Source organism: Streptomyces kurssanovii (assembly GCF_040677245.1).
GTDB lineage: Bacteria > Actinomycetota > Actinomycetes > Streptomycetales > Streptomycetaceae > Streptomyces > Streptomyces kurssanovii.
The window spans coordinates 14,813-32,128 of record NZ_JBFAQK010000077.1 but is presented as its reverse complement, the minus strand read 5'-3'; the positions used below and the strand labels follow the sequence as shown (position 1 = coordinate 32,128).

13 protein-coding genes are annotated in these 17,316 nt (G+C 71.7%); 5 read left to right on the top strand and 8 right to left on the bottom strand.

The genetic code is table 11. The annotated features are described in order from the left end of the window. Positions 1 to 1,336: LCP family protein (locus tag AB0K36_RS32005; RefSeq protein WP_364600903.1), on the bottom strand; the 1,336-nt coding region annotated here is incomplete at its 3' end. A 108-nt stretch (positions 1,337 to 1,444) separates the two neighbouring features. Here AB0K36_RS32005 and AB0K36_RS32000 point away from each other — a divergent pair. Continuing rightward, the gene (locus tag AB0K36_RS32000) at positions 1,445 to 1,993 is read left to right on the top strand and encodes an acyl-CoA thioesterase (protein ID WP_159691403.1); all 549 of its coding nucleotides are present in this window, start codon (positions 1,445 to 1,447) and stop codon (positions 1,991 to 1,993) included. Positions 1,994 to 2,014: 21 nt separating this feature from the next. On the opposite strand, the gene AB0K36_RS31995 is transcribed toward AB0K36_RS32000, so the two are convergent. Further along, complete coding sequence (locus tag AB0K36_RS31995; protein WP_435877981.1) at positions 2,015 to 3,562, bottom strand: LCP family protein; 1,548 nt, start codon at positions 3,560 to 3,562, stop codon at positions 2,015 to 2,017. 109 nt (positions 3,563 to 3,671) lie between these two features. Between AB0K36_RS31995 and AB0K36_RS31990 the strand changes: the two genes are divergently transcribed. Continuing rightward, positions 3,672 to 4,685 carry a glycosyltransferase family 2 protein gene (locus AB0K36_RS31990; RefSeq protein WP_364600899.1) on the top strand — a complete coding sequence of 338 codons (1,014 nt, stop codon included), beginning with the start codon at positions 3,672 to 3,674 and terminating at the stop codon, positions 4,683 to 4,685. An 88-nt stretch (positions 4,686 to 4,773) separates the two neighbouring features. Here AB0K36_RS31990 and AB0K36_RS31985 read toward each other — a convergent pair whose 3' ends face one another. The 4 genes from AB0K36_RS31985 to AB0K36_RS31970 all read right to left on the bottom strand — a co-directional run bounded on the left by AB0K36_RS31985 (position 4,774) and on the right by AB0K36_RS31970 (position 11,274). Then, positions 4,774 to 6,423 carry an LCP family protein gene (locus tag AB0K36_RS31985; protein WP_364600897.1) on the bottom strand — a complete coding sequence of 550 codons (1,650 nt, stop codon included), beginning with the start codon at positions 6,421 to 6,423 and terminating at the stop codon, positions 4,774 to 4,776. Positions 6,424 to 6,516: 93 nt separating this feature from the next. Further along, positions 6,517 to 8,289: an LCP family protein gene (locus AB0K36_RS31980; RefSeq protein WP_364600895.1), complete on the bottom strand. Its 1,773-nt coding sequence runs from the start codon at positions 8,287 to 8,289 to the stop codon at positions 6,517 to 6,519. Positions 8,290 to 8,511: 222 nt separating this feature from the next. Then, on the bottom strand, positions 8,512 to 10,338 hold the full coding sequence (locus AB0K36_RS31975; protein WP_364600893.1) for an LCP family protein: 1,827 nt from the start codon (positions 10,336 to 10,338) through the stop codon (positions 8,512 to 8,514). Between the two features lie 183 nt (positions 10,339 to 10,521). Beyond that, the gene (locus tag AB0K36_RS31970) at positions 10,522 to 11,274 is read right to left on the bottom strand and encodes a TIGR03089 family protein (protein ID WP_364600892.1); all 753 of its coding nucleotides are present in this window, start codon (positions 11,272 to 11,274) and stop codon (positions 10,522 to 10,524) included. A gap of 138 nt (positions 11,275 to 11,412) precedes the next feature. Here AB0K36_RS31970 and AB0K36_RS31965 point away from each other — a divergent pair, with 138 nt between their 5' ends. From AB0K36_RS31965 to AB0K36_RS31955, 3 genes are all read left to right on the top strand, one after another. Next, a complete protein-coding gene (locus tag AB0K36_RS31965) occupies positions 11,413 to 12,795 on the top strand; it encodes a peptidoglycan recognition protein family protein (protein ID WP_364600891.1) in 1,383 nt (460 codons plus the stop codon). Between the two features lie 115 nt (positions 12,796 to 12,910). After that, entirely contained in the window at positions 12,911 to 14,002 is a 1,092-nt protein-coding gene (gene manB, locus AB0K36_RS31960) for a mannose-1-phosphate guanylyltransferase (RefSeq protein WP_364600889.1), read from the top strand. A gap of 9 nt (positions 14,003 to 14,011) precedes the next feature. Next, the gene (locus tag AB0K36_RS31955; protein WP_364600887.1) at positions 14,012 to 15,019 is read left to right on the top strand and encodes a DNA-3-methyladenine glycosylase family protein; all 1,008 of its coding nucleotides are present in this window, start codon (positions 14,012 to 14,014) and stop codon (positions 15,017 to 15,019) included. Positions 15,020 to 15,059: 40 nt separating this feature from the next. Here the strand turns inward: AB0K36_RS31955 and AB0K36_RS31950 are convergent, their stop codons facing one another. Then, positions 15,060 to 16,358 (bottom strand): coenzyme F420-0:L-glutamate ligase, encoded by a 1,299-nt coding sequence (locus AB0K36_RS31950; protein ID WP_364600885.1) that lies wholly within the window; start codon positions 16,356 to 16,358, stop codon positions 15,060 to 15,062. Beyond that, the gene (gene cofD / locus AB0K36_RS31945; RefSeq protein ID WP_189469400.1) at positions 16,355 to 17,311 is read right to left on the bottom strand and encodes a 2-phospho-L-lactate transferase; all 957 of its coding nucleotides are present in this window, start codon (positions 17,309 to 17,311) and stop codon (positions 16,355 to 16,357) included. Before cofD ends, AB0K36_RS31950 begins: the two co-directional genes overlap by 4 nt. Between the last annotated feature and the right edge of the window lie 5 nt (positions 17,312 to 17,316).

The window sequence follows — 17,316 nt, the reverse complement described above, 5'->3', positions numbered from 1 at the left end:
TCGGCTCCGGCATGTTCCTCGCCGCCTCGACGCTGTACTTCGTCACCGTGGTGGGCCTGCCCGCCGTCCAGGTCGGCGTGGTGCTGTCCGTGGCGTCGTTCTGGATCTGCTTCACCAGCTGCTGCACCTTCGCCTTGTCCCAGACGAGGTTGCCGCCCCGGCTTCCCGACGTCGGCATGTTCATCGACGTACCGTCGCCGCCGCTGATGCCCTTCATCGCGAAGAACATCTCGCCCAGGTCGAACAGGGACATCTCCTTGTCGACGATGAGCGTGTCGAGGCCGGCGCCCAGGGTCGGGTACAGCTTGAACGGGTTGAGGATCGTGCCGGGGGTCGCCGCCTGGCTCGCCAGCGCGGAGAGGAACTTCTGCTGGTTCTTGGTGCGCGCGAGGTCCGACTCCGCGAAGGCGTAGCGGGTGCGGACGAAGGCGAGGGCCTGCTCGCCGTCGAGGGTCTGCTTGCCCGCCTCGAAGTCGGCGCCGGACTTCTTGTCCTTGAAGCCCTTCTCGATGTTCATCTCGACACCGCCGAGCGCGTCCACGATGTTGGCGAAGCCGGCGAAGCCGATCTCCGCGTAATGGTCGATGCGCAGGCCGGTGTTGTGCTCGACGGTGCGGACCAGCAACTCGGGCCCGTCCTCCGCGTAGGCGGCGTTCAGCTTGGTGCGCCGGCCCTGGTTGGGGAACTTCTTGCCCGACTCGGAGCCGATGAAGGACGGTATCTCGACGTCCGAGTCACGCGGCAGGGACACCATCGTGTTCCCGCTGCCGCAGGCCGCGAGGATCATCATCGAGTCGGTGCGCTTGCCCGCGGCGTCACCGGTGTGGAGCTTCTTCTTCTCCTCGGCCGTCATGCCCTCACGGCTGTCGGAGCCGACGATCAGATAGGTGGTGCAGTCGCCCTCCGCGGGCCGCTCGATCACCTTGGCGAGGTCGACCTCGCGCCGCACCTTGGAGTCCGCCCAGAAGTACGTGCCGATGGTGGTGCCCAGCACGGCGACCAGCACCACGATCGAGCCGATCTTCAGCCGGCGCCGCCAGTCGGGCGCCGGGCCGGGCTGCCGGGAGGGTCTGCCCTGAGGGGGCACACCGCCGCCGCCCGCGCCGCGGTAGACCTGGCCCGTGTTGTAGCCGCTGTCGTACCCCGGCTCGGCGTAGCCCTGGTCGTAACCGCGGGGCTGCTGAGGGGGGACCCCGCCGTGCTGCGGGGCGGCCGGTCGCTGGACATGGCGCATGACGCGCGCGCCCTCGGGCCGGTCCCCGGCGCTGCCGCGCCCGTAGCCGCGTGCGTTGCCGTTGCCGCCGTTGTCGGTCCATCCATCGGGCCAGTCATTCATGCGGAACAGTGTGCAGGGCGGGGTGGCCGCCCAGACAGGGTGGGTGAGGAATCGCACCAGGGCTGTAGCGAACCTGATGCATTCCGGCCCCGGCATATGGTGGACGGCATGACAGATCAGGCCCAGCGCCCGGAGGATGAAATTCCGGGCAAGCCCACTTCGGCGTCCCGCACCACGCTCAGCCACATCATGACCGGCAGTGACACGAATCTCCTCGGCACCGTGCACGGCGGCGTGATCATGAAGCTGGTGGACGACGCGGCCGGAGCCGTCGCGGGCCGGCACTCCGGCGGACCCGCGGTCACCGCCTCCATGGACGAGATGGTGTTCCTGGAGCCGGTCAGGGTGGGCGACCTGGTCCATGTGAAGGCACAGGTCAACTGGACCGGCCGGTCCTCCATGGAGGTCGGCGTACGGGTCCTGGCCGAGCGCTGGAACGAGTCGACGCCCGCCACCCAGGTCGGCAGCGCCTACCTCGTCTTCGCCGCGGTGGACGCGGACGGCAAGCCGCGCCCGGTGCCGCCGGTCGTCCCGGAGACGGAGCGGGACCAGCGCCGCTACCAGGAGGCGCAGATCCGGCGCACGCACCGGCTGGCCAGGCGCCGGGCGATCCGGGAGCTGCGCGAGAAGCGCGCCGCGGAGGGCATGGAGGACTGAGCCCGGCCGCCCGGCGAGGGTCTACGGGCAGACGACCTGGTCGCCCGTCACCGCGCCGAACTCACCGCGGTGGGGCTCCTGCGTCTGGACGGGGGTGACGCCCTTGAAGTCGGTCCCCGCCGTCACCTTCATCGTGGGGCCCTGTCCCTTCACCGGACGCAGCTCGGCACCGGGCAGCGCGGCCTGGAGCGACTTCGCCGAGCGGTCCCACCGCGGGTCGTACGTCACATAGGTGCGCCCGACCTCACCGCCGCCGCCGTTGAGCGGGGCGCGTGTGGTGTCGAAGCCGAGGCCGTTCAGGGCCTTGTCGACCTTCTCGCCGAGGCCGGCGAGGTGGGTCCCGTTGTAGACCTGGACCTTGATCTGCTTCGGGTCGACGTCGACGACGGTGGCCTTGGCACGCTTCGGGCGGTGCGGTGCGAGCGGCCTGTCCTCCCGCAGCAGCCCGAACAGCCGCTGCGCCCGCGCGTCGTCCCACTTCACGGTGGACCCGATGCCCTTGACCGGGAAGCCGACATCGCCGACGGGCACGGAGGTGAACTCCGAGGAGGACGGCGTGAAGCCCCGCATCGCCCGGCCGAGGGCGAGCATCTGCCGGGTGCCGAACTGCCGGTCGGCGCGGACCGAGCCGAGCATCGTCGAGGTGACCTTCCGGAACTTCACCGGGTTGAGCAGCACACCGCCGCTGGTCGCCCGGTCGACGAGCGCTGCCAGGAAACGCTGCTGGCGTTGCATCCGCCCCAGGTCGGCGGCGCCGTCGATATGGCGGGAGCGCACGTACTGCAGCGCCTGCCCGCCGCTCAGCTTGTGGGTGCCGACCGGCAGATCGAGACCGGTGTAGGTGTCCTTCATCGGCCGGGCGGTGCAGACCTCCACCCCGCCCACCACGTCCACCGTCTTCATGAAGCTGGTGAAGTCGACCTCGAGATAGTGGTCGATCTTGACCTTGGTCATGTGCTCGACCGTGCGCACGGTCAGGCCGGGGCCGCCCTCGGCGTAGGCCGCGTTGAGCTTCACCGGATGCGGCTTGTGATGCTTGCCCGTGGTGCTGTCGGTGTGCTCGGGGATCTCCGCGTAACTGTCCCTGGGCAGGCTGACCACACTGGCGCGATCACGGTCCTCGGCGATGTGCACCAGCATGATCGTGTCGGTGCAGTTGCAGGGCGCCCCGCCGAGCCGGTACTTCTTCTTCTCCTCCGGCGTGATCTTGTCCCGGCCGTCGGTGCCGACGACGAGGATGTTCGTGCCCCGGCCGCCCTCGGGCCGGTTCTTCATGTCACGGAACGGGTCGACCCGGTCGATCTCCGTGTCGAGCCCGGTGACCAGGGCGTGCCCGATGCCGCCCACGCCCAGGACCAGCACCGAGAGCGATGTGACGATCCGCATGCCCCAGCGCGGCCGTGCCGCGCGCCCGTCCCGGCGCACCGGCGGCGATCCGCCGCCCGTCCGCCGTGCGGGGTGCCCGCCCCGCCCTGCCGGCCGCGCCGGCTGTCGCGCGGCGGGCCGCCCCGCGGCGCCTCGCTGCGGGGCCGGACGGGGGCGGGGACGCGGGCGGGGCGGTGGGGGCAAGAGGACACCTCCGCGGACGACAGGGGATTCCCCGCACCGTAGGCCCATACGATCTGCGACACCGGCCGCCGCGCCTGGGAGTCCCCCGTTCGCGGTAACGTGGCGGGCGATGAACGCCACGCCCGCTGTCTCCGTGATCATGCCGGTCCTCAACGAGGAGCGGCATCTGCGCAACTCCGTCCGCCACATCCTCGAGCAGGAGTACGACGGAGAGATGGAGGTGGTGATCGCGCTCGGGCCGTCCACGGACCGCACCGACGAGATCGCCGCCGAGCTCGTACGGGAGGACCCGAGGGTCCGCACCGTGCCGAATCCGACGGGCCGCACCCCGGCCGCGCTGAACGCCGCCATCAAGGCGTCCCGCCACCCCGTCGTGGTGCGCGTCGACGGCCACGGCATGCTGTCCCCGAACTACATCGCGACCGCGGTCCGCCTGCTGGCGGAGACCGGCGCGCAGAACGTCGGCGGCATCATGCACGCGGAGGGTGAGAACGCCTGGGAGGACGCCGTCGCCGCCGCGATGACCTCGAAGGTGGGCGTCGGCAACGCCGCGTTCCACACGGGCGGCAAGGCGGGCCCCGCCGAGACGGTGTACCTGGGTGTCTTCCGGCGCGAGGCGCTGGAGCAGCAGGGCGGCTACAACGAGGAGTTCATCCGCGCCCAGGACTGGGAGCTGAACTTCCGCATCCGCGAGGCGGGCGGCCTGATCTGGTTCTCCCCGGAGCTGCGGGTCCAGTACCGTCCCCGGCCGTCCGTGCGGGCGCTCGCCAAGCAGTACAAGGACTACGGGCGTTGGCGCCATGTCGTGGCCCGCTACCACCAGGGCTCGATCAACCTGCGCTACCTGGCGCCGCCGACGGCGCTCTGCGCGATCGCCGCGGGCATCGTGGCGGGTGCCACGCTGACGCCGTGGGCGTTCGCCGTCCCTGCCGGCTACCTGGCGGCCATCACCGCGGGCTCCGTCCCCGCCGGCAAGGGCCTTTCCCTCAAGGCCCGGATCCAGATCCCGGTGGCGCTGGCCACGATGCACCTGTGCTGGGGCTACGGCTTCCTGACGAGCCCCCGCTCGCTGGCGAAGAAGGTCATCGCGAGCCGGCGGCCCTCCGTCAGGGCCGCTGCCTGAGCACGGCCCACAAGCAAGACGACAGCGCCGGTCCGCCCCGTGGAGGGGCGGACCGGCGCTGTCGTGCGAGGACGGCCGGTGTGCCGGGTCAGATCCGGTACGGCGCGTAGATGTCCATGCAGGCGCCCTTGTCGTCGCCCATGACCGTCTCCGTGTTCTTCGGCGGGCCCGCGGCCGGCTCCGGCTTCGGGAACGTGTCCCCGGTCCGCCAGTCCGCGCCGACGATCAGCGTCACGCCGGACACCTCGGACGACTTGCGCACCGCGCTCGCCGGGATGCCGAGGGCCGTGGCGACGGCGTGCGCGTCGCCGCCCAGGTCGACGCTCGGGAACAGGACCTGTGTGCGGCTCTCCGCCTCCGGGGTCCCGTCCGCCTTGGCGCCCGTGAAGCCCTGGCCGGTGAGCAGTCCGGCCACCGCGGCCGCTCTGCGGGGAGTGGGGTCCTGGTTCACGCCGGTGCCGTTGCGGACCATGATCCCGATCTCGGCGGGGTCGGCGGCCGGATCCTTCGGCGCGGCGGAGGGCTTGGGCTTCGACGTCGGCGCCTTGCCGTCCACCGGAGCGTCCTCGCGCAGCATCTGCCACAGACGGTCCGCCTCACCGGGCGCGGGCAGCACATGCGCCTTCGGGTTGTCCGGGTCCGGTATGCGCGGCATGGTGAGCATCGCGATCCGGCTGGTGGGCACGTCCTTGAGGGTCATCCCGAGGTCGAACAGCTTCTTGACCGTGCCGATCTCCTCGGAGACCTGGAGCGACTTGGTCGCGGTCTCCGCGAGGTCCATGAGCCGGCCGGTGTCGGTGAAGGCGTTCTGGTCCTTGAGATTGCGGATCACCGAATTCATGTACATGTGCTGCGCCTTGGAGCGTCCGAAGTCGCTCTCGAAGGCGTGGCGGGTACGCAGCCACTGGAGCGCCTGCTCGCCCTTGATCGGCCAGGTGCCCGCCTCGAGCCGCAGACCGGAGCCGCCGGGCACGTTCGGTTTGGGGCCGTCGTACACACCGTGCTTCACGCAGACCTCGGCGCCGCCGATCGCGTCGGCCATCGCGACCACGCCCGCGAAGTCGACCATCATCCAGTGGTCGATGTAGACGCCGGTGAGCTCCTGCCAGGTGGCGAGGGTGCAGCCGGGACCGCCGCGGCCCAGCGTGGCGTTGATGAGGTCACGCGTCGCCGGGAATTCGTCCCCGGTCTTGGGATCGGTGCACTTCGGGATGTCGACCTTGGTGTCGCGCGGGATGGAGACGACCGAGGCGTTCTTGCGGTCGGCGGACACGTGCAACAGCATCTGCACGTCCGCGAGCGGCTTGGCACCCACACTCTTCTTGGAGCCGCCGAGCTTGAGGTTGGCCGCGGTGTTCCTGCTGTCGGAGCCGATGAGAAGGACGTTCAGCGGGGTCTGGCCGGCGGCGTTCGGGGCGCTCTTCCTCACGTCAGAGTCGGCCGAACTGCGTTCCCCCTTACGGATGTTGCTGTTCAGGTGCTCGTAGTACATATATCCGGCCCCCGCCGTGCCGAGCACGAGCACCGAGACCGTGATCGCGACGCCGCGCAGTATCCGGCGTTTGCCGCGTTTCGCGCGACGCCGGGGCCCGCCGCGCCGGTGCCCGCCGCCGCTGCCGTTCTCCGCCTGCGCGGCGTCCGGGCTCCGTTCGTCGTCGAGGGCCGTACGGCTGCCGGGGACACGGGTCCCCTCGCCGTACAGCCCTTCGTCCCAGCCGAGATCGCCGGGTTCCGCCACGTGCTCCCGGGTCCCCTCCCCACGCACGCTGTTTCTTCCCACCCCTGGGTCCCCCCTGGTTTCAGGCTCGTGTCACGAGCCGTTCCTCCGGCGTCATCCGGCACAGACCTTCTTGTCGGCTTCGACCTTCTGGATGTCGTCCGGCACCTTCGCCGGACCGGTGATGGGCACCCCTGCGCCCTTGAAATCGGGACCGAGGGTCAGCGTCATCGCCGTCAGACCCTCCGCGTCCTGTGTGCCCGGCTTCAACGCCGCGGCAGGCAGGCCCATCAGGTCCGCGAGTGCGCGGGCCTGGTCGGCCTGGTTCGGTGCGTACTCGAGGGTCGTCCTGGTCACGTCCGCCGGGGCGTTCCCCTTGTTGGCGGACTTGAGGACGCCCTCGGTGTTCTGGAGCCAGTCGAGGGTCTTCTGCGCGGCGCCCGTCGGTCCGCCGCCGTTGAACACATCGACGCGGACGTCGGACGCCTCGGCCCTGGTGCCTTCGAGAAGGGCGTTCTGCTTGTCCTTGGCCTGCTTCTTCTTCTGCTCGACCTCGGTGAGGGAGACGTCCTCGCGGACCATCGAGAACAGCGACTCGGCCTTGCTCTCGTCGAGCACGACCGTGGCCTTGACCGTCTCCGCCGGGTTGTCCCGCACGGGCACGGTCGCGAAGGTCAGGTTCTTCATGTCGAACTTGCCGAGCTCCAGACCGAGGTCACGGAGCTTCATGATGTCGTTTATCTGGGAGTCGACGGTCAGCGCCTTGGTGCCGGCCTCCGCCAGCTTCACCAGCTTCGTCGGGCTGGTCAGCGTGTCGTTGGACTTCAGCTTGCGCATCAGCGAGCTCAGGAACTGCTGCTGCAGCTTGATGCGGTCGAGGTCGCCGCCGAAGCCCACGGCGTGCCGGGTACGGACGAACGCCAGGGCCTCCTCGCCCTCGATCTCGTGCTCGCCCGCGGGCAGGTCGAGCTTGGAGTCGGGGTCCTTTATGTCCTTGGCGAGGCAGATCGGCACACCGCCGACCGCCGAGGTCAGCGTCTTGACCGCGTTGAAGTCGGCCACCATGAAGTGGTCGGGCTTGATGCCGGTGAGCTCGGTGACCGTACGCATGGTGCAGCTCGGCGTACGGCCCGACTGACCGAGGCTCACATTGAAGCGTGTGTTCGGCGATCCCGGGATGGTCTTGGTCGACCCGTCCTCCTGCGTGGTCGGGCAGTCCGGGATGTCCGTGATCAGGTCACGCGGGATGCTCAGCGCCGTCGCGTTGGTGCGGTCCTTGGACACGTGCAGCAGCACCGTCGTGTCGGCGTGGCCGGCGCTGTTCCTGTCGCCGTAGCCCTCGTTGCCGTCACCTGTGCGCTTGTCCGTGCCGATGACCAGGATGTTGATCGCCCGGTCCTTGCTGAAGCCGCCGGTGCCGGCGCCGTCGTCGGGGACCGAGGTGATGTTCGAGTTGAGGTGCTCGTAATAGAGGTATCCGGCCGTGGCCGTGCCCACCATCACCAGCGCGAGCGTGCCGCCCGTCCACAGCAGCGCCTTCTTCTTGCGCGACCTGCCCTGCTTGCGCTTGCGCCGGCCGGTCTGGGCCTGTGCCGCCCGGCCGCCGGACGCGTCACCCGTGCGACGCCTGCGCTGCTCGGGGACCTCGGTGCCCGGGGCGGTCGTACCGCGCCGGGCACCATTTCCGGCCGCCGGGTTCCGTGGGGCGGCACCGCGGCCGCCGGCCGCGCCGGATCTTGTGCTGCTGCGGCCGGAGCCTCTGGCGGAGGGGAACGACTGCGGTGCGGATTGATCCAGTCGCAGTTCGTAGTTGCCGGTCTGCGGGTTGAGTACCCACTGGTCGGCGGGGTCGATCTCGTCCGCCCGCCCACGGCTTTGCGCATCCACGGTTGCTTGAGTCCTCCGTCGGGTGCCACGCGACGCGCCTCCCCCGGCAGGCGCTCGGTCCTTCGATCCAGCAGTGCGCGACACAGGGTCGGAAGCACCGGATCGCGTCACACTATCCGTCCAGTTCAGCGTCGAGCGACGTCCGTGACAAATTCCACGCCCCTTACAACTGGGCAATTCGCCCAATCCGTCAGCACTCTCTGCTTCCGTTTGGCCATTGCTTTACTCACACATCCCTTCGGCGGCATTGGTACCGGGAAATGTCGGTGTCGCACTGGGTGCGGTGGTCCCGCCGGTGTCCGGTTCTCCGGTGGTCCCCTCGCCCTCGCGTTCGCCGTTCGGTACGACCGTGACCGGCTCGTCCTCGCGCAGACTCTCGAAGAGTTCGTTCGCATCCGGCTGCACGAGCTCGTCCCGGTTGGGATTCGCGGCGTGCGGCTGCCGGGGAACGGTGAGGAATTGGACCTTTTCCGTCGGAATGCTCCGAAGTGAGCGGGTCAGGTCGTACAGGTCCTTCAGTGAGTCGAGACCCGGATCGGTGGTGATGGACTTCGTCGCCGCGTCGAGCACCGGATAGAGCCTCGTCGGATTGAGCAGTACGCCGTTGCTCTGCACCTTCTTGACCAGCGCGCCCAGGAACTGCTGCTGCCGCTCCATGCGCTCGGTGTCGCTGCCGTTGCCCAGCGTCTTGCGCGCCCGGACGAACCCGAGTGCCTCCTCGCCGTGCAGCGTCTGCGGTCCGGCCGGCAGCTTGAGCCGCGCGTCCTTGTCGTCGATCGGCTCCTTCAGGCACACCTCGACGCCGTCCACGGCGTCCACCATGTCCTTGAAGCCGCGGAAGTCGATCACCATGTGGTGGTCGATGCGGACCCCGGTGAACTTCTCGACGGTACGGATGGTGCAGGCCGCCCCACCGAACTGGAAGGCCCAGTTGAACTGCGCCGTCTGCTCCTTGGAGCGGCTGCCGTCCGGCTTTCCGCAGCTCGGGACGGTGACCAGCAGGTCGCGCGGGATCGACATCGCCGTCGCGCTCTTACGGTCGGCCGCGATGTGCAGCAGGATCGTGGTGTCGGAGCGCTGGCTGCCGCCGTTCTCGTCCCGGCCGTACTTGCTGTTGCCCTCCCCGGCCCGGGTGTCGGAGCCGAGCAGCAGGATGTTCTGCGCGTCGACGGCGACGGGCGTGGGGCGTTCCTTCTCGTACGTCTCCAGTTCGGCGGCGGCGGTGGTGTCCGTGGTGATGTTGGAGTCGAGCTTTCGGTAGAACCACCAGCCGGCGCCGGCGGCGGCGAGCACGACGAGCGAGGTGCCGAGCGCGGCCCAGCGCATCCAGTGCCGTGGCGGCCTGCCTCCGGCCGGGCCGTCGCCGTCCCCGCCCTGACCGTCTCCGCCGCCGCCACCGTCGCCCGGTCCGCCGCCGCCCGAGGGGGGCGGGCCGTCGGCGCGGGTGCTGTCCGCGTCACCCGTACGGGCACCGCCCGGCGAGGAGGACGGGGTGTCCTGCGCCTCGGCGGCATCGCCGCCGGACGTGACGTCCGTGCCGGGCGTGGGGTCAGCCGCGGCCTCGGGGGCGTCGCCGCCGGGCTCCGCGTCCGTCCTGACCACGGGCCCAGGCGTGTTCCCGGCGTCGTCGTCGGGCGTCGGGCCTGTCGGGTCAGTGGCGTCGTCGGGCGTAGGGCCTGTTGCGTTCCCGGCCTCGTCGTCGGTCGGACGGCCTGTGTCAGCGGCCGCACCCTCGGCCGTATGGCCTGCCGGGTCAGTGGCCTCGCCGGCCGCCGAGGCCGCTTTGGTCCCCGCCCGCGTGTCGGGGGTGGCGTCCGCCGCGTCCTCGGGGTTCGGGCCGGCAGTGGAGGCGGCCGTGTCCCCGGCCGGGTCGTCGGCCGTCGAACCCGCCGCGGTCTCGGCGCGTGTGTCAGCGGCGGTGTCGCCCGCTCTCCCGGAGTCGGCCGGGCCGCCGGGCGTGGCGGAGTCGTCCGCGACCGCGGATCCCGCCTTCTCGTCCGCGTCGGTGGACCCCGAGGGGTCCACCGGCGTGCCGGCCTTGTCCGTCACGTGTGCGTCCATCCTTCATGGCGTCGGCGGCACGCTGGGCTGCCGATCGCTGGTCTAGACGGCTGAACCCGGCGCTAGGTTGTGCGTTGAAGCACGCTTGTCGCCGATCATCCACCGGGGCCGCCGCCGGACGGGGAGGGCTCGGCCCGAGTGTGCGCCACACGGGTGGACGCCCCACGCTTGTCATACCGCCGTGACGGTGACCCGCTCGCTCTCGACGCGCTTCTCCAGGGCGTCTTGCGACAAGTCGCCGAGATTCCGGCACAGAACGACGGAGGCCCCGGCCGCCAGGGGCGCGTACAACCCCGCGGACAGCCCTTCCCAGGAGTCGTAGGACTTCCCGGACAGAAGCCGCGACCCCGGCGCGAGACCCAGCCGCTCCGCGTCCTCCCGTGCCCGCCCGACCAGTTCGGCACCGGTCAGTTCAAGGTCTCCGACGGTCAGTGCCGGCTCGTCCGGGTCCACCGGCGCGTAGGCCGCGAACCTGTCGCCCTGGCCGGGCACCTCCACCGCGTAGTCGGCGTAGCCCGCCGGAGGGGTGGGGAAGCGGCGTCCCAGCGGTGCGAGGGACAGTGCGATCCGGTCGCCGCCGCAGGCGAGCCCGTCGTCGAACCGGCCCGGCCCCGCCACGACATGGTCCGCGCGCGCCGCGTCGCCGCCGACGTCCGCGATCACGCCCACGGAGGAGCAGGCCAGCAGCCAGACAGCGCTCTGCCAGTGCGCCGGCAGCAGCAGCGCGAGCCGATCGCCCGGCTCCGCGGAGAGGTCGCCCTGGAGCAGATTCGCCGTCTTCGCCACCCAATTGGCGAAGGTGGCGACGGACAATTCGACCCGCTCACCGGTGGCGTCGTCGTAGAAGGTGACCAAGGGGCGCGCGGGGTCCGCGGCGAGCGCGGATCGCAGCAGGTCGGCGGGGGTGCGGTCGCTGGCGTTCATCCGCGCAAGCGTACGCCGCCGCCCGGCGCGGAGGCGGCCGCTCGGGTGACGGTGTCCTCCGGTCGGCCCGAAGGGGCGCCGGTCCGCCGGTGGTTTGCCGCCGAGCGCGGCCCGCCGCACCGGCCCAGGATCCTTGCCATGCGTGGATACCTGGCTTCTTCCGTCGGAGTGGCGTGCGCGACCGCGCTCGTCATTCCGCTCTCGCTCGCTTCCGGCGCGTTCGCCGCGCCCCTGCCGGCCGCCGCGGTCCCACAAGCACCGGACGTGCCCGGCTCGACCCAGTCCCTGCCACTGAAGGTCATCGGCCAAACCCCCTCGGACCGTTCCGCCGGCACCCCCGAACTGGGCCTTCCCGAGCAGGACGTCGACCCGTTCTCGCTCGTCGGCCTGGTCTGGGAGGACGCGTTCACCGAACTCCACGGCACCGTCGAGGTGCGCACCCGGGCGGCCGGGTCCGGTGTCTGGTCCGACTGGCAGCAGGTCGAGACGCACAACTCGGAGCACGCGGCCGACCCCGGCACCGCCGAGAGCGAGTCGCGCTCGGTGCGCGGCTCCACCGCCCCGCTGTGGGTCGGCGCCTCGGACGGCGTGGAGGTACGCGTACGGGCCGAGGACGGCACCTCGAGCGGACTGCCCGAGGGCATGCGCCTCGAACTCGTCGACCCCGGCGACGATCCGGCCGCCGCGGACCCCGACACGGACACCGCCCCTGACACGGACACCGCCCCCGACACGGACACCGCCCCCGAACCCGACACCGACCAGGTCGCGGCAGGCCCCGACACGGAGCCCACCGTCGGTCGTTCCCCGGTCGGCGGCCTGGTGATCCCGGCCCTCAACCAGGCCGACACCGAGGCAGAGGCGGCCGCGGCGGGTGACCTGCTCGCCGGCGATCTCGCGGCCGGCGCCAAGCCGTACATCGGCCCGAGGCCGAGCATCGTCACCCGCAAGGGATGGGGCGCCGACGAGTCGTGGCGGGAGAAGGCGTTCGTCTACACGGGCTCGGTGAAGGCCGCGTTCGTCCATCACAGCGCCACCGGCAACAACTACACCTGCAAGGAGGCCCCCTCCGTTATCCGCAGTATCTACCGCTACCACGTCAAGAGCAGTGGCTGGCGCGACATCGGCTACAACTTCGCCGTCGACAAGTGCGGAAACATCTACGAAGGCCGGGCAGGAGGCGTGGCCAAGCCGGTGCTCGGCGCGCACACCCTGGGTTTCAACACGAACAGCACGGGCATCGCCGTGCTCGGCACGTACAGTTCCTCCAATCCGCCGCAGGCCGCGGTGACCGCCGTGGCCAAGCTGACCGCGTGGAAGCTCGGCCTGCACGGGATCAACCCCGCGGGCAAGGTGACGCTCACCTCGGCCGGCAGCGGGAAATACGCGAAGGGCGTCAAGGTTCAGCTCAACGCCATCTCCGGACACCGCGACGGCTACGTCACGGACTGCCCCGGAGGCCGTCTCTACAGCCAACTCGGAACCGCCAGAACGGCTTCGGCCAAGCTCCAGGGCCGCTGACGGAGGACGGGGCCGGGCCGCGGCGGACGCACCTCGGGCCGCTGTGGACGCAACTCATAAACTGGCCGGTCAAAACCGTGACCGAGCCCGGCCCCAGCAGGAAGCAGAGAACGCATTGAACCTGGCCCCAGAAGCGATCCTCCTGGTCGGAGGCAAGGGCACCCGGCTGCGTCCGCTCACCGTCCGCACCCCGAAGCCGATGGTCCCGGCGGCGGGCGTGCCGTTCCTCACCCATCAGCTGGCGCGGGCGCGGGCGGCGGGCGTCGAGCACATCGTGCTCGCCACCTCCTACCTGGCGGAGGTCTTCGAGCCGTACTTCGGCGACGGCTCCGCGCTGGGGCTGCACCTCGAATACGTGACGGAGGAGGAGCCCCTCGGCACCGGCGGGGCCATCCGCAACGTCGCCTCCCGGCTGCGGTCGGGCCCCGAGGACCCGGTCCTCGTCTTCAACGGCGACATCCTCACGGGACTCGACATCGAGGCCCTCGTCGGCACGCACCGCTCGTCCGGGGCCGACGTCTCCCTGCACCTCACCCGGGTCGAGGACCCGCGCGCCTTCGGCCTGGTGCCGACGGACGCGACCGGGCGCGTCACCGCGTTCCTGGAGAAGCCCCAGACGCCCGAGGAGATCGTCACCGACCAGATCAACGCGGGCGCCTACGTCTTCCGGCGTTCCGTCATCGACTCCATCCCGGCGGGCAGGCCCGTCTCCGTCGAGCGCGAGACCTTCCCGGAGCTGCTGAGCGCCGGAGCCCACCTCCAGGGCATGGTCGACTCCACGTACTGGCTGGACCTCGGCACGCCGCACGCCTTCGTCCGCGGCTCCGCCGATCTGGTCCTGGGCCGTGCTCCCTCTCCCGCCGTGCCGGGCAGGCGCGGCGACCGGCTGGTGCTGCCGACCGGGCGGGTGGCGCCCGGCGCGAAGCTGACCGGCGGCACCGTGGTCTGCGAGGGCGCGATCGTCGGCGAGGACGCCAGGATCGACGGCAGCACGGTCCTGGCCGGCGCGGTCGTGGAAGCGGGCGCCGTGATCTGCGACTCACTCGTCGGCGCGGGCGCACGCATCGGGGCGCGCACGGTGCTGTCCGGCGTGGTCGTCGGGGACGGCGCTGTCGTGGGTGAGGACAACGAGCTCAGGGACGGTGCGCGGGTGTGGTGCGACGCGGTCCTCCCGGCGGGCGCGGTCCGCTTCTCCTCCGACCAGTAGCCTGGCCGCATGGCAGGGCGCTTCCGACCGGACACGAGCCGCGCCACCGTGCGCGGTGGCGCGAGCGGCGTACCCGCGGCGATACCGCGACAGGTCCCCGCCGCGCCCGCCGCCGCCCGGACCCGGCGGTGGACCCCGCCGTGGCCGCTGGACCTCCAACTGGTCCTCGGCCCGTTGCGCCGGGGCCCCGCCGATCCCACCTTCCGTACGACGCCGGACGGCTCGGCCTGGCGGGCCAGCCGCACCCCGGCCGGGCCCGGGACGCTGCACGTCGCGATGCGGGCCGGCACCGTCGAGGCCGAGGCCTGGGGGCCGGGCGCGGAGTGGCTGCTCGACCGGCTTCCCGAGCTGCTCGGGGCCTCCGACGAGCCGGAGGCCTTCACCCCGCGGCACCGGCTGGTCGCCGCCGCGCAGCACCGGCGGCCGGGACTGCGGCTGCTGCGCACGGGACTCGTCATGGAATCCCTGATCCCCTCGATCCTGGAACAGAAGATCACCACGGACGAGGCCTACCGGGCCTGGCGGCTGCTGGTCCGCACGTACGGCGAACCGGCGCCGGGCCCGGACCAGCGCCTGTACGTCATGCCGGAGCCGCGCACCTGGGCGCTCGTCCCGTCCTGGGAATGGCACCGCGCGGGCGTCGACAACAAGCGCGCGTCGACGATCCTGCGCGCGGTGCGGGTGGCCCGCCGGATGGAGGAAGCGGCGGCGATGGAGCCAGAACAGGCCATGGCGCGGCTGGAGTTGATCCCCGGCATCGGCCCGTGGACCTCGGCGGAGGTGATCCAGCGCAGCAACGGCGCACCCGACGCGGTCACGGTCGGCGACCTGCACCTGCCGCGGATCGTCGGCTACTCCCTGGCCGGTGAACGCAACACGGACGACGCGGCGATGCTGGAGCTGCTCGCCCCCTACGAGGGCCAGCGCCACCGCGCGGCACGCTTGATCCTGCTGGGGGGCCGCGTCCCGCCGCGCCGCGAACCGAAGATGCGCAGGGTCGACATCGCCGCGTGGTGACCGGCAGCCCGGAGGTGTCCCGGGCTGCCGGTGGGCGTCCCTAGCGGACCTCGATGAAAGCGGAAGCCTCCCGCGCCGGGCGGGCCTTGGGCGCGACGGCGGCGTGGCCGATCGCCACGGCACCCATCGGGTCCCATGTCGGCGGCAGCGACAGCACCTCCCGCACCACATCGCGGCAGAACATCGTCGAAGAGACCCACGCCGATCCCAGCCGCTCGCCCGCGAGCGCCACCAGGAAGTTCTGCACACCGGCGCCCGCCGCGACGACGAACATCTCGCGCTCGGCGGCGTCCCGGCGCTCGTCGCCGTAGGTGTGCGCGCCGTCCGCCACCAGGCACGGCACCGCCAGGTACGGGGCGTTGCGCAGGACGTCCCCGCGCCGGACCCGCTTGGCGACGGACTCCTCCGACTTTCCGTCACGGCGCAGGTCCGCGATCCAGGCGTCGCGCATCGCGTCCAGCAGGCGGCGGCGCGAGCCGGCCGATTCGAGCAGGACGAAGCGCCACGGCGTCGTGTGATGGGGGGCGGGCGCCGTCACCGCGGCCGCGACCGCGCGCCGCACCGCGCCGCCGTCCACCGGCTCGTCGGTGAACTCCCGGACCGTGCGGCGCTGTGTCACCGCCTCCCGTATCGCCTCCGAGGTGCCCAGCCGGAACATGTCGTCGGCGGCGATCCGGACCAGCGCTCTCGCGTCCTCGTCGGCGTCGCCCACGATGTGCGGCAGGCCGCGGACGACGGCGACAGGCAGTCCTTCGGCCTTGCCCTTCACCAGGTCGCCCGCGGCGGCGAGTTCGTCGGCGGTGGCCACGACGGTGGCGCTGAGGGGATTGCCGTGGGCGTCGGTGCCGCCGCGCAGGTCGTCCAGGACCCGCACGCCCGCCGCGCCGATCGCGATGTCGGTCAGTCCGGTCCTCCAGGGCCGGCCGGAGGTGTCGGTGACGATGACGCCGAGGTCGACGCCGAGCTCGTCGCGCAGCCCCTCGCGGATCGCGCGGGCGGAGGCGTCCGGGTCCTCCGGCAGCAACAGCACCGTGCCCGCGGGGGTGTTGGACGCGTCGACGCCCGCCGCGGCCATCACCAGGCCCTGCCGGTTCTCGACGATGCGCAGGGCGCCGCGCCGGGCGACCACCCGTACCGTCTCCGCGTCGATGGCGGCCTCACGGTCCGCCGCCTGGACGATCCGCCCCTCCGCCTTGCTGACGATCTTGGAGGTGACGAGCAGTACGTCCCCGTCGGCCAGTCCCGGGGAGGTGGCGGCGATCAGCTTGGCGAGGTTGTCGCCGGGCCGGACCTCGCCGAGTCCGGGCAGCGCCCAGACCCGGTACGACGCCGGGCTCACGCCTGTACCTCCTCGGCCAGCGCCAGTGCCGCCCGGGCCATGTCGGCGGCCGCGTCCACGTCGGTCATCATCAGCGGCACCGCCCGGCAGCGGATGCCCGCCGCCTCGACGGCGCCGACCGCCGGCTCGTCGACCGTGTCGACGAGCCAGCCGTCGAGCAGCCCGGAGCCGTAGTGCTGTGCGACCGCCGCCGCGGTCGCCTCCACGCCCACCGCGGCGAGGACCTTGTCGGCCATGCCGCGCACGGGCGCGTCACCGACGATGGGGGAGAGGCCGACGACCGGGACGCCCGCCTCCGCGATGGCCTCCCGGATGCCGGGCACGGCGAGGATCGTGCCGACGCTGACGACCGGGTTCGACGGCGGGAAGAGGATCACGTCCGCGGAGGCGATGGCCTCCAGCACTCCGGGCGCGGGCTTGGCCTGCTCGGCACCGACCGGGACGACCGCCTCTGCGGCCACGGAGGCCCGCAGCCGCACCCAGTACTCCTGGAAGTGGATGACCTTGCGTTCACCGTCGAGCGTCACGGCGACATGGGTCTCCACCCGGTCGTCGGACATCGGCAGCAGCCGTACGCCCGGGTTCCACCGGTCGCACAGGGCCTCGGTGACGGCGCTGAGCGGGTAGCCGGCGCTCAGCATCTGCGTACGGACGATGTGGGTGGCGAAGTCGCGGTCCCCGAGGCCGAACCACTCGGGGCCGACCCCGTACGCCGCGAGTTCGCTCTTGACCTGGAAGGTCTCGTCCTCGCGGCCCCAGCCCTGCTCCTCGTTGATGCCACCGCCGAGGGTGTACATCACGGTGTCGAGGTCGGGGCAGACCTTCAGGCCGAACAGATGGATGTCGTCACCGGTGTTGCCGATCACCGTGACGTCCGCTTCGGGCGCGGCCTGCTTGAGACCGCGGAGGAAACGGGCGCCGCCGATGCCGCCGGCCAGAACCACAATGCGCATGCCGA

Coding starts and splice junctions, on each gene's coding strand:
- AB0K36_RS32000 (WP_159691403.1), top strand. CDS start 1,445: ATGACAGATCAGGCCCAGCGCCCGGAGGATGAAATTCCGGGCAAGCCC.
- AB0K36_RS31990 (WP_364600899.1), top strand. CDS start 3,672: ATGAACGCCACGCCCGCTGTCTCCGTGATCATGCCGGTCCTCAACGAG.
- AB0K36_RS31970 (WP_364600892.1), bottom strand. CDS start 11,274: ATGAACGCCAGCGACCGCACCCCCGCCGACCTGCTGCGATCCGCGCTC.
- AB0K36_RS31965 (WP_364600891.1), top strand. CDS start 11,413: ATGCGTGGATACCTGGCTTCTTCCGTCGGAGTGGCGTGCGCGACCGCG.
- AB0K36_RS31955 (WP_364600887.1), top strand. CDS start 14,012: ATGGCAGGGCGCTTCCGACCGGACACGAGCCGCGCCACCGTGCGCGGT.
- cofD (WP_189469400.1), bottom strand. CDS start 17,311: ATGCGCATTGTGGTTCTGGCCGGCGGCATCGGCGGCGCCCGTTTCCTC.